The following is an 11654-nucleotide window of genomic DNA, read 5'->3' on the forward strand; positions in this document are numbered from 1 at the left end:
TTAACTTAGTCAGTGAACAGAGCCAAGTATCTTACTTGAGGCTTTGGATAAAAAAACTGTGGATGAGGTCTGTCATGAGTGTGAACCAGACGAAGGAGAAACCGTTGTTTATAGGTATTGATGGTGGCGGCAGTAAATGCAGGGCAACGATTTACTCTAGCGAAGATGGTGTAATTGGTACTGGTGTAGCTGGGCGTGCAAATCCACTTCACGGTTTATCACAGACGTTTGAATCTATTCAGATGTCGACCGAGCTAGCGTTAAAAGATGCTGGAATGAATTTAGGTGATAGCAAGGCGCTAATCGCCGGGCTAGGACTTGCAGGGGTTAATGTCCCCAGGTTGTATCAAGATATCGTTAATTGGAAGCACCCATTTGCCGATATGTTTGTGACGACTGATCTACATACTGCTTGTATCGGCGCGCACCGTGGTGGCGAAGGTGCGGTGATAATTACAGGTACTGGTTCGTGCGGCTATGCACATGTCGAGGATAAGCATTTATGTCTTGGTGGGCATGGTTTTGCCTTGGGAGATAAAGGCAGTGGTGCATGGCTAGGATTAAAAGCGGCTGAACAGGCGCTATTAGATCTTGATGGTTTTGCTGAGAAAACAGTATTGACTGAGCGAATTCTTAACCATTTTAAAGTTCATGACGCTATGGGTATTGTTGAGAATCTTGCTGGGCAAACTTCGAGTGTGTATGCAAAGCTTGCACGAACAGTCCTAGAGTGTGCTAATGAGCAAGATGAAGTCGCTCAAAATATCGTTAAAGAGGGCGCCGCTTACATTAGTGAGCTAGCTCGTAAGCTTTTTGAAGTTAACCCGCCACGCTTCTCTATGATAGGTGGGCTAGCTGAGCCTTTAGCACCTTGGTTAGATAAAGATGTGATTGCTAAACTGTCGCCGACATTAGCTCCGCCAGAGCTAGGGGCAACCTATTTTGCTCGTCAAAAGTTTAGCAAGAAAATTAATTAATCTAGGGTTAGGCAATTTAAAGGCTAATTAGGCTTGAGGTGTCGCTAACATGAAAAGTTGTATCATGGAGCATGAAGCTAGAGAGGCACCTAAAGTCGTGGCAGCGCAGCTTACTGCTAATGCACTAATCGCTCAGCAATTGGGTGAAAAGATAAGAAGCTTTGAGCCACAGTTTGTCATGATTATTGGCCGTGGGTCATCTGATCATGCTGGGGTATTTGGTAAATACCTCATCGAGATTGAAGTCGGCTTGCCGACTTTTTCTGCAGCTCCTTCGGTAACCAGTGTTTACGGTAAACAACTCAAACTTGATAAAGCGCTGGTTATTATCATTTCTCAGTCTGGTACTAGCCCAGATATCTTAGCTCAAGCGAGTATGGCTAAAGCTGCTGGCGCATTGTGTATTGCTTTGGTTAATGAAGTTAACACTCCGCTAGAAGCCTTAGTTGACTATGTATTACCTCTAAGAGCAGGTGAAGAGCGAGCTATTTCAGCCTCAAAAAGCTACATTGCGACTTTGTCAGCCCTTATGCAATTAGTAAGTACCTGGACACAAGATGTCGACTTAGCTTTAGCGGTAAAGTCTATGCCCATAGCACTTGAGAATGCTGTTAAGGCAACACCTCAGCTTGTCCCTAATTCGCTTACAAATGACAAAAACTTAGTCGTTTTAGGTAGAGGGCTAGGCTTTGCAATTGCAAAAGAGATAGCCCTGAAGCTAAAGGAGCTCTGTGGTATTCATGCTGAAGCATTCAGTAGTGCTGAGTTTCTTCATGGCCCGGTAACTCTCATTGAACAAGATTTAAAGGTTATCGATGTCTCTGTAGGCGATGAGTCTTATGGTTGCCATATTGAACAAGTGGTTGAAGTTAACATGAGAGGTGCAGACCTTATCCATTTACATCAAACTACGATAGATATACATCCGCGCATTGCGCCAATAGCTTTGTTACTTCGCTTCTATATTGATGTTGTAGCAGTTGCTAAAGTTCGTGGAATAGATCCAGACTCCCCAGTTGGACTGACAAAAATGACTGAAACCCTTTAGCTACGATTGCTGAAGTCAATAAATTTAGGATTAAGAAACATGAAGCAGACAATTATTGCTAAACGCGTATTTGATGGTGAGCAGTTTCATCATGAACTGCCGATCACAATCGAAGATGGTCATATCTTAGCTTTAGATACTGTGACTGGCACTAAAGAAACTAAGCTAGATGGCACCTTAGTCCCTGGCTTTATTGATGTACAAGTTAATGGGGGAGGCGGTGCTTTACTTAATGCCGATACTTCAGTTGAATGTATTGAGACCATAGGCAGCGCTCATGCTAAATTTGGTACTACAGGTTTCCTACCTACATTGATCACTGATGATGTTGATGTGATGCGCCGGGCAGCAGACGCTGTTTCTGCAGCTATGATCAAGGGGAGTGCTGGTGTGCTAGGCGTGCATTTTGAAGGCCCACACCTATCTATCCCCAAAAAAGGGGTTCACCCGCAGTCCCATATACGCCGTATATCAGATGCCGAGCTTGAAATATTTAGTCGAGATGACTTAGGTATAAAAGTTGTCACGCTCGCCCCTGAAAACGTTTCAGCGGATGTGATTAAAGCCTTAGTCGCTGCCGATGTCAGGGTATGTCTTGGTCATTCAAATGCTGACTATGACACCGTCGTTGCAGCATTAGAGGCGGGCGCAACAGGCTTTACTCATCTGTTTAATGCCATGTCGCCATTTGGCTCGCGTGAACCTGGTATGGTTGGTGCTGCGATAGAGAGTCGAGATGCCTGGTGTGGTCTTATTGTCGACGGCCATCATGTGCATTCTGCGGCGGCGAAAGTTGCAATTTATGCCAAGCCAAAGGGGAAGGTGATGCTAGTCACCGATGCTATGCCACCAGTGGGTCTTGAAGAGGAGGCAACATTTGAGCTTTTTGGTACTCAAGTTATCCGACAAGGTGACAGGCTTAATGCTGTAACTGGTGAACTGGCTGGTTGTGTATTAGATATGGCTGGTGCAGTAAAAAATACGGTCAACATGCTTGGTTTATCATTAGAGGAGGCTATTCGAATGGGCTCTCTATATCCGGCAGAGTATTTAGGGTTATCAGGTAAGCAAGGGCAAATAAGTATAGGTAGTCGAGCGGACTTAGTGCTGTTAAATGACGCGCTACAAGTACAGCAAACAATGATCGCTGGTGAAGCTGTTTTTAAACGATAGCGTTAAACCAGAGTTAGCCTCAGCTGTCTTTTCTGGGGCTTTTTACTATAAAAATCGCCAAACTGTTGCACCTTGTAAAGTAAATAAAAATAAGAATAAACGATAGCATATAGGGAAATCGTAATGGAAACGAGTCAAGCTAAAGCACCCAAACGCAGGTTGATGTCACTCGATGCGCTAAGGGGCTTCGATATGTTCTGGATATTGGGCGGTGAAGCCCTGTTTGCTGGATTACTCGCCTGGACTAGTTGGCAAGGCTGGAAGATTGCCGATGCACAGATGCATCATAGCCAGTGGCACGGTTTTACTTTTTATGACCTTATTTTCCCGTTATTTATCTTTCTCTCCGGCGTTGCTTTAGGTCTATCACCAAAGCGTTTAGATAAACTCCCAATAGCTCAGCGAATGCCTATGTATAAGCACTCCGTTAAGCGTCTTGCACTACTGCTATTTTTTGGTGTTCTTTATAATCATGGTTGGGGCACGGGGGCGCCAGTTGCCGTTGATGAGGTCAGATATGCCAGTGTACTTGGCCGAATTGCTTTCGCTTGGTTTTTTGCTGCCATGCTCGTTTGGCATACTAGCTTAAGGACTCAGCTGTTTGTCACATTAGGTATAGTTATCGGATATGGATTGACGCAATTGTTTATGCCATTTCCTGGTGGTACACCAGGTCTGTTTACGGCTCAGGGAACGATTAATGCCTACTTTGATACCCATTTTTTACCTGGGATCACCTACCAGAATAGGCCGTTAGACCCAGAAGGTATCCTTTCTACTATCCCTGCTATTGCCAATGCTATGGCTGGGGTGTTCGTTGGTCACTTTATTGTTAAGGAGCATAAAAAGGGGGAGTGGGCGAAAGTGGCTTCACTGCTGCTCGCTGGTGGTTTAGTTTTAGCACTCGGTTGGCTGCTTGACCTTGTTATTCCGGTAAACAAAGATCTATGGACTAGCTCATTTGTGTTAGTTACTACGGGCTGGAGTATCATCCTATTAGCGATATTCTATACCGTTGTGGATCTACTTAAGTGGCAAAAAATAGCCTTCCCGTTTGTGGTGATAGGCTGTAACGCGATCATCATTTATTTAGCTTCGAGCATAGTCAATTGGAAATACATTTCACAAAGCCTGTTTGGCGGCGTAGTTAATGCTTTTCCTGTATCAGCACAAGGTTTAGTGGCGGTGATTACATTGCTATTAGTGCAATGGTTACTGCTGTTTTGGATGTATAAACGTGACATTTTCATCAAGGTTTAAGTTTTAATCAATAAAATTTGGATGTTTTTTAACGCATTAAATCGGCGATTTAGCTGGAATGTTGGTGGTTTTTAGGTGAATAGTTAAAATGACAGCGTTGTCTTTTTTGTTTTTCTGTTTTAACATCAGTGAAACAAAGTCAGTTCTTACTCTTATTAGATGAGTGATTTTGGGCTTTTGACTATAAATCTAGTGTATAAATGTTTAAGAGATATTAGCTGTACCTGATATCTACAATAAAATTATAAGAAGCAGGCTTATGGAAATGACAGTAAATAGTGAAAGTAAACGTAGTAACTTAATTCCGATGGCAATCGTCGCCGGACTGTTTTTCATCTTAGGTTTTGCGACCTGGCTCAACGGTTCGTTGATGCCCTATTTGAAACAGATCCTCCAGCTAACCCCCCTCCAAGCATCTCTCATTCTTTTCTCTTTCTATATCGCAGTAACTTTTACCGCACTCCCTTCGGCGTGGGTGATCAGGAAAGTGGGTTATAAAACAGGTATGGCATTGGGTATGGGGGTCATGATGATCGCTGGCCTATTGTTTATCCCCGCAGCTAAAACTCAAATCTTTGGCTTGTTTCTTTTCGCTCAGTTGGTGATGGGGGCAGGGCAGACCTTGCTTCAAACCGCGGTTAACCCTTATGTGGTGAGAATAGGCCCTGAAGAGTCTGCAGCGGCTCGAGTGAGCGTAATGGGAATATTGAATAAAGGCGCAGGCGTAATTGCCCCATTGGTTTTCAGCGCGCTTATTCTTGATAGTTTCAGAGACCGAGTAGGTACTGAGTTAACTCAAGCACATATTGATGAGATGGCGAATGGGTTAGTCTTACCTTACCTTGGAATGGCACTGTTTATTGGTTTGTTAGCTATTTTAGTTAAGAAGTCACCACTGCCAGAGCTTGAAAATGAAGACGATGAAGTTGAAGAGGGTGGTAAAGGACACACGAGAGAAGCATTATCTCACCCTAACTTAGCACTCGGTGTGGTAGCACTATTTTTCTATGTCGCAGTAGAGGTGATTGCAGGTGATACTATTGGTACATTTGCCTTGTCACTTGGTATTGAAAGTTACGGGGTGATGACCTCGTATACTATGATCTGTATGGTTGTCGGTTATATCATTGGTATTTTGACTATCCCGCGCTTTATCTCACAGCCAAAGGCGTTAATGGTTTCAGCTATTTTAGGCATGGTGCTGACTCTTGGAATACTGTTTGGTGACAATGAGTCTTACGCGATAGCAAACGCTGTATTAGTGCCATTTGGTGGTGCTCAGTTGCCAGATACGCTACTGATGATTGCTCTGCTTGGTTTGGCTAATGCAATTGTTTGGCCTGCAGTTTGGCCACTTGCTCTATCTGGAATGGGTAAATTAACCAGTACTGGCTCTGCGCTACTTGTTATGGGTATTGCTGGTGGTGCATTTGGACCACTATTTTGGGGGCTGACAAGCTCTGCCACCTCCTTGGGGATCCAGGGTGGTTATATGGTGATGTTCCCATGTTACCTATTTATTCTTTTCTATGCTGTTAAAGGCTATAAGATGAAAAGCTGGAAGTAGCATTCTAACCGTTACTAGTGAACAGCGATAAAAGGAGCCAAAGGGCTCCTTTTTTGTGTCTGGTATATGAACTTGAAGTCGTAAGCTCTTAGGCTACTAGAGGTGAATAAGGGCTGATATAGATGAGACTGCGAGGAAGAAGCAAGAAGCAAGGAGGCTTATTGGTTACAGAGCACGGAGAGGTGAACGTACAGCTGTTATGCAGTGAATCTGTCAGTAACCTCACCAACTAGATGTATAAGCCTGCTGTTTAACTTGTCGATGCAAATACTTCAGTCATAGAGAATTCTAGAATAATGCCGAGTTTTTGGGTTTCACAAATTTGAAAGATGGTGTCATAACCAAGAGTTGAAGATCTGGTAGCGGTAAACAACTGGCTCAAAGTTGTGAGTAGGTGAGGTGAATTTCAGATACAAAAAAGCCACTAATTAAAGTGGCTTGTTTGTTCTTCTTTAGGAAGATGGTGCCGGCACCAAGAGTCGAACTCGGGACCTACTGATTACAAGTCAGTTGCTCTACCAACTGAGCTATGCCGGCTAAATGTTGGTGCCCGAACCCGGAATCGAACCAGGGACACGAGGATTTTCAATCCTCTGCTCTACCGACTGAGCTATTCGGGCAACTAAACTAAGCGTTAGTTAACTACTTCAAACAAACTTTAAACTGGGTTGTTAATGCCCTTGTCGTTTGGAGTGCGCGTATAGTATAGCGATGTTATTAGCTGTGCAAGCCCTTTTTGAACAATTTTGTTTAAGCTGTCAAAAACTGAACAGATAAGGCATTTAAGCACTAAGACAATAGAAGGAATATAGGCGATGGCGCTGCTTAAACTGAATAAACCAGGTGTGCTAATTTGGTGTGCTAGTTTGATTTGCTAATAGTTTGAAAATGGTAAAAGCAGTGCAGGTGGGATTTGTATGCATTGGCCTGATCAACTTCAGAGTTCGCCCAATGTTCTATCGACTACAGTCTTAACAACACTAGTTCAGTGCTTCAGTCTCTTACTATATTTGTTTATGTCTCATTCTAGCCTGAAATTGATTCAAGCTTCATGCTCTTTAGTTGATGGGGAAATAGTAGGTTAATTCAGAGGTGCATAGCCCCGTGCAGTATTGAGAATTCTCACTCTTCACTTTTAATAACAGAGTGAAGGTGGTTCAGTTGCTAAGAGTTGGAAGTCTGGTTGATTTAAACTACTGAGCCATTCTGCAATACGACAAACAGCAGTCATAAAAAGATGAACAATGCCGAGACTTTCTTATTGTATGGTGCCAGCTCTAAAGAGTTGAAGCACTGGTAGTTGTAAACTACTGATTCAATGCAGTGAGTGGAATTGGTGAATTTCAGATACAAAAAAGCCACTCAAAAGAGTGGCTTAATCGTATATGGTGCCGGCACCAAGAGTCGAACTCGGGACCTACTGATTACAAGTCAGTTGCTCTACCAACTGAGCTATGCCGGCTAAATGTTGGTGCCCGAACCCGGAATCGAACCAGGGACACGAGGATTTTCAATCCTCTGCTCTACCGACTGAGCTATTCGGGCAACTAAACTAAGCGTTAGTTAACTACTTCAAACAAACTTTAAACTGGGTTGTTAACGCCCTTGTCGTTTGGAGTGCGCGTATCTTATAGCGCACTCTTTTTTCCTGCAAGTGATATTTTGAATAAAACTTACTGTTCGGTTAGTTAGTGTTCAAAAACTGCTGCAGGCTGTCCATTAACGGGCTATTCGTCGTCTTTTTGTGGGACGTAACCTTCAATCTCTACGTCTTTCCCCTCAAATAAAAAGTTAATCATCTGCTCTTCGAGAAATTTTCGGTCATCAACATTCATCATGTTGAGCTTCTTTTCATTAATCAACATAGTTTGCTTCGACTGCCATAGCGCCCAAGCTTCTTTGCTGACGTTATCAAAAATTCGCTTACCTAGCTCACCAGGGTATAGCTGGAATCCAAGGCCTTCAGATTCTTTTTTTAGATAAACGCAGTTTACAGTGCGAGCCATGATTACTCCTTAATTAATACAGAACCTAAGCTGGCTAGAATACGCTCAGTTGCCGCAGCTAAGCCAACTTTAGGGGGATGGGGTAAGTTATACCAGAGTGAAGGCTTATCTTCCATGATCTGGTTATCGCTCCAACTTTTGACCTCGACATTAATCGGACTGACATCTAGGTGGAAGTGACTAAAGGTATGCCTAAAACCTGCCAGCTCCTCTTTAAGGGAGAACGCTAACCCTATAGAGTTTAAATAACTGTTCAGCTCATCATGGGATGAGAACTCTGGAAAGCACCAGAGTCCACCCCAGATGCCAGTAGGGGGTCTTTTTTCTAGAAAGACTTCGTCTCCCCGAGAGAGGACCAGCATAAAGGCAGATTTTGCAGGAATAACTTTTTTTGGTTTTTTCCCAGGGTATTCAGTTTGTCGGCCAGCTAACTGTGCTTTGCAATCAAGTGCAACAGGGCATTCGCTGCAGAGTGGTTTTGAACGGGAGCAGATCGATGCGCCTATATCCATCATTGCCTGGTTGTACTTTTGTACGTTAACAGCAGGGGTTAGCTTATCTGTTAACTCCCAGAGCTTATTTTCAACAGGCTTCTTACCTGGCCAGCCCTCAATTGCACCGTGGCGTGCTAAGACTCGTTTTACATTGCCGTCGAGAATGGAGTGGTGCTGTGATAAAGAAAGGGAAAGTACAGCACCAGCCGTTGAGCGACCTATACCAGGTAATGCCAGTACATTATCAAAGTCGTTTGGAAATATAGAAGCGTATTCATCTCGAATTACTTGCGCTGATTTATGTAAATTACGGGCTCTCGCATAATATCCAAGTCCCGTCCAATGATGAAGTACTTCATCTTGAGGAGCGTTTGCAAGGCTATCGATATTAGGAAAGCGCTCCATAAACTTAAGATAGTAGGGGATAACTGTACTGACTTGAGTTTGCTGCAGCATAATTTCAGATACCCACACTTTATAAGGGGTCTTATTAAGCTGCCAGGGTAAGTGTTTGCGTCCATATTTGTCGTACCAGTTTATGATGCGATCGGAGAAGGGGGCTGGCTTGATAATATTGGTCGTCACTGAAGGCATAGAGAGCTAGGCTTTTAAAGGTGGAGTAGTATCAGTATGGAGGCAGTCTATCTATCAAGCTCAAACATAACAAGTCGAGAGAGATCTATTCAAAATAATTGCTGCTATATCAGCAAGGATTTCGCAGCTTTTGAGAAACTTGGTATACTTTGGCCACTAATACTTAACTTGATTAAGCTAAGTAGGGCTTGCACTGGCTAGTAATCTTTGGATAATGCCCTTCTTTTCTATTAATCCAGCCATGACAGAGGGCGAAAATGAGCGACGTTACAACCGCGGAATTTAATGAAGAAGGTAAGTACCTTCGCAAAGTAAGAAGCTTTGTATTAAGAGAAGGCCGATTGACCAAAGGTCAGGCCGCCGCGATGGAACAGCAGTGGCCACTTATGGGGCTTGATTACTCGCCAGAGCCGCTCGATTTAGTTCAAGTTTTTGGCAGAGAAGCTGATACAGTTCTCGAGATTGGTTTTGGAATGGGGGCCTCTTTAGTAGAGATGGCTAAAGCATCTCCTGAATTAAACTTTATTGGTATTGAAGTGCATAAGCCTGGTGTTGGTGCCTGTCTAGCGGAAGCTGCAGAAGCTGGTGTGACAAACCTGCGGGTTTATCATCATGATGCCATTGAGGTACTAGAGAATAGTATTGCTGCTGGCTCATTGGCTAGAGTGCAACTTTTCTTCCCAGACCCTTGGCATAAGAAGCGTCACCATAAGCGTCGTATTGTTCAGTCAGAGTTTGCACAGCGTATTCGCACAACATTGAAAATTGGTGGTGTTTTCCATTTAGCGACAGATTGGGAAAACTACAGTGAGCACATGCTTGAGGTGATGAGGGCTGCAGAAGGTTATAAAAACCAGTCATCGACAGGTGATGTTGTAGCGCGTCCTGATCATAGACCTTTGACAAAATTCGAAGCCAGAGGCCATAGGTTAGGTCACGGTGTTTGGGATATTATGTTTGAGCGAGTCGATTAGAGATTTGTATAAAGTTTAATTTAGTACTTTTAAGACATTAAAACCAAGGTGGAAAATACTATGGCTACACGCAGTCGTCGTTTACGTAAAAAATTACGCGTTGATGAGTTTCAAGAGTTTGGCTTTGATATCAACTGGACCTTTGATGCTTCAATAACTGAAGAGCAGATAGACACCTTAGTTGATGAGTTTATCGAAGCTGTTATTGAACCTCGTAAACTTGGTTTCCATGGTGGTGGACATAAAGAGTGGGAAGGTATAATAGCGACTCAAGCTATAGGTCAGTGTACAGAGGATGATCGCGCTGCTGTCACCGATTTTTGGAAGTCAAAAGCTGCATCGGATGTCACAGTTGGTGAGCTTTACGATATTTGGTGGAGTTAGTGCCAGAACTTGCACTACTTGAGCAGGTGGTGGAGAAAGTTCGCCCCCTGCTTGGTCAAGGAAAAGTTGCTGATTATATTCCTGCACTCGCGAATGTAAATCCTAATAAAATTGGTATCGCAGTTACCAGTGTCGACGGTACGACCATCGGGGCTGGTGATTACCTTGAACCTTTCTCCATTCAAAGTATCTCTAAAGTTTTTAGTCTGACACTCGCTCTAACCCTTTATGAAGAGGAGGAGATCTGGTCCCGTGTAGGTAAAGAGCCTTCAGGTCAATCCTTCAACTCTTTAGTGCAGGTTGAGTTGGAACGAGGCTTGCCGAGAAATCCGTTTATCAATGCTGGTGCACTTGTTATTGCCGATCTATTACAAGCTAGATTAGGTGCCCCAAAGCATAGAATGATCGAACTCATTCGTAGTTTAAGCGCTAATCCCTCATTAATTTCAGACAAAATTGTTGCTTCATCTGAATATGAGCATAGTGCCCGAAATGCGGCTATTGCTTATCTAATGAAATCCTTTGGCAACTTTAATAATGATGTCGACACGGTTCTTCATAGCTACTTTCACTACTGTGCGATGCGAATGAACTGTGCTGATTTATCAAAGGCGATGCTATATCTGGCGAATAAAGGACGTTGTTTAGACGGTTCTCAGCTTATTTCCCCAGTTCAAACTCGGCAGATGAATGCTTTATTGGCAACCTCAGGCTTATATGATGGCGCAGGGGAGTTTGCTTATCGAGTTGGTATGCCAGGTAAAAGTGGCGTAGGTGGTGGGATTATTGCTGTCATTCCTGGTGATATGGCAGTATGTGTATGGTCACCAGAGTTAGACCGAAATGGTAACTCCCTCGCAGGAACTGCAGCACTCGAGGCTTTATGCCAGAGTTTAGGTCGCTCTATTTTTTAATCATAATCCTGCTTACCTGTCAGTATCTTTGAGGCTGGCTTAGCAGCTTCGCGTTTCTATTGAGCTCTTTTCTATTAGTGAATTGACCAACTAGTGGTTCGATTCACTACTCTTCTATTCTTCTTCTATTCTACTTGTAGATCTATAATTAATTAACTCTTTATTTTTCAGCTTGTTACCATGTTTGGCATGGCTTGTGCTTTATCTATTTCATGAAGGTTATCAAAAACGTTTGTGAAGCGGTTCTTTACTGGCTTAACGGT

Annotated in this window: 10 protein-coding genes and 4 tRNA genes; 8 read left to right on the forward strand and 6 right to left on the reverse strand. The window is 43.4% G+C overall.

The annotated features are described in order from the left end of the window. Window positions 1-74 precede the first annotated feature (74 nt). From nagK to nagP, 5 genes are all read left to right on the forward strand, one after another. The gene (gene nagK, locus BM736_RS01550) at window positions 75-977 is read left to right on the forward strand and encodes an N-acetylglucosamine kinase (RefSeq protein ID WP_076407853.1); all 903 of its coding nucleotides are present in this window, start codon (window positions 75-77) and stop codon (window positions 975-977) included. Between the two features lie 49 nt (window positions 978-1026). Continuing rightward, window positions 1027-2025, forward strand: a complete 999-nt coding sequence (gene nagB-II, locus BM736_RS01555) for a glucosamine-6-phosphate deaminase NagB-II (protein ID WP_076407855.1) — start codon at window positions 1027-1029, stop codon at window positions 2023-2025. A gap of 39 nt (window positions 2026-2064) precedes the next feature. Next, window positions 2065-3198 (forward strand): N-acetylglucosamine-6-phosphate deacetylase, encoded by a 1134-nt coding sequence (gene nagA, locus BM736_RS01560; RefSeq protein WP_076407857.1) that lies wholly within the window; start codon window positions 2065-2067, stop codon window positions 3196-3198. Between the two features lie 123 nt (window positions 3199-3321). Continuing rightward, complete coding sequence (gene nagX, locus BM736_RS01565; protein WP_076407859.1) at window positions 3322-4458, forward strand: transmembrane glucosamine N-acetyltransferase NagX; 1137 nt, start codon at window positions 3322-3324, stop codon at window positions 4456-4458. Window positions 4459-4717: 259 nt separating this feature from the next. Next, complete coding sequence (gene nagP / locus BM736_RS01570) at window positions 4718-6025, forward strand: N-acetylglucosamine MFS transporter NagP (protein WP_372828028.1); 1308 nt, start codon at window positions 4718-4720, stop codon at window positions 6023-6025. A 461-nt stretch (window positions 6026-6486) separates the two neighbouring features. Here nagP and BM736_RS01575 read toward each other — a convergent pair. From BM736_RS01575 to mutY, 6 genes are all read right to left on the reverse strand, one after another. Then, window positions 6487-6562, reverse strand: a tRNA-Thr gene (locus BM736_RS01575). A gap of 7 nt (window positions 6563-6569) precedes the next feature. Further along, a tRNA-Phe gene (locus BM736_RS01580) sits at window positions 6570-6645 on the reverse strand. A 766-nt stretch (window positions 6646-7411) separates the two neighbouring features. Next, window positions 7412-7487 (reverse strand) — tRNA-Thr (locus BM736_RS01585). Window positions 7488-7494: 7 nt separating this feature from the next. Further along, window positions 7495-7570: transfer RNA gene (locus BM736_RS01590), tRNA-Phe, on the reverse strand. A 182-nt stretch (window positions 7571-7752) separates the two neighbouring features. Next, window positions 7753-8031: an oxidative damage protection protein gene (locus tag BM736_RS01595; RefSeq protein ID WP_076407861.1), complete on the reverse strand. Its 279-nt coding sequence runs from the start codon at window positions 8029-8031 to the stop codon at window positions 7753-7755. A 2-nt stretch (window positions 8032-8033) separates the two neighbouring features. Beyond that, the gene (mutY, locus tag BM736_RS01600; protein WP_372828357.1) at window positions 8034-9098 is read right to left on the reverse strand and encodes an A/G-specific adenine glycosylase; all 1065 of its coding nucleotides are present in this window, start codon (window positions 9096-9098) and stop codon (window positions 8034-8036) included. A gap of 278 nt (window positions 9099-9376) precedes the next feature. Between mutY and trmB the strand changes: the two genes are divergently transcribed. The 3 genes from trmB to glsB are packed head-to-tail and all read left to right on the forward strand — an operon-like array spanning window position 9377 to window position 11391. Then, window positions 9377-10093 carry a tRNA (guanosine(46)-N7)-methyltransferase TrmB gene (gene trmB, locus BM736_RS01605; RefSeq protein ID WP_076407865.1) on the forward strand — a complete coding sequence of 239 codons (717 nt, stop codon included), beginning with the start codon at window positions 9377-9379 and terminating at the stop codon, window positions 10091-10093. 60 nt (window positions 10094-10153) lie between these two features. Then, window positions 10154-10477 (forward strand): 50S ribosome-binding protein YggL, encoded by a 324-nt coding sequence (locus BM736_RS01610; protein WP_076407867.1) that lies wholly within the window; start codon window positions 10154-10156, stop codon window positions 10475-10477. Then, entirely contained in the window at window positions 10477-11391 is a 915-nt protein-coding gene (glsB, locus tag BM736_RS01615) for a glutaminase B (RefSeq protein ID WP_076407869.1), read from the forward strand. The genes BM736_RS01610 and glsB overlap by 1 nt, the downstream gene beginning before the upstream one ends. Window positions 11392-11654 lie beyond the last annotated feature (263 nt).

It is taken from the genome of Shewanella sp. UCD-KL12, from assembly GCF_001957125.1.
In the GTDB taxonomy this organism is placed as follows: Bacteria; Pseudomonadota; Gammaproteobacteria; order Enterobacterales; family Shewanellaceae; genus Shewanella.

Excerpts from the sequence above, each read along its gene's own strand:
- nagX (WP_076407859.1), top strand. The coding sequence starts at position 3,322 with ATGGAAACGAGTCAAGCTAAAGCACCCAAACGCAGGTTGATGTCACTC.
- nagA (WP_076407857.1), top strand. The coding sequence starts at position 2,065 with ATGAAGCAGACAATTATTGCTAAACGCGTATTTGATGGTGAGCAGTTT.
- nagB-II (WP_076407855.1), top strand. The coding sequence starts at position 1,027 with ATGAAAAGTTGTATCATGGAGCATGAAGCTAGAGAGGCACCTAAAGTC.
- BM736_RS01610 (WP_076407867.1), top strand. The coding sequence starts at position 10,154 with ATGGCTACACGCAGTCGTCGTTTACGTAAAAAATTACGCGTTGATGAG.
- trmB (WP_076407865.1), top strand. The coding sequence starts at position 9,377 with ATGAGCGACGTTACAACCGCGGAATTTAATGAAGAAGGTAAGTACCTT.
- nagP (WP_372828028.1), top strand. The coding sequence starts at position 4,718 with ATGGAAATGACAGTAAATAGTGAAAGTAAACGTAGTAACTTAATTCCG.
- BM736_RS01595 (WP_076407861.1), bottom strand. The coding sequence starts at position 8,031 with ATGGCTCGCACTGTAAACTGCGTTTATCTAAAAAAAGAATCTGAAGGC.
- nagK (WP_076407853.1), top strand. The coding sequence starts at position 75 with ATGAGTGTGAACCAGACGAAGGAGAAACCGTTGTTTATAGGTATTGAT.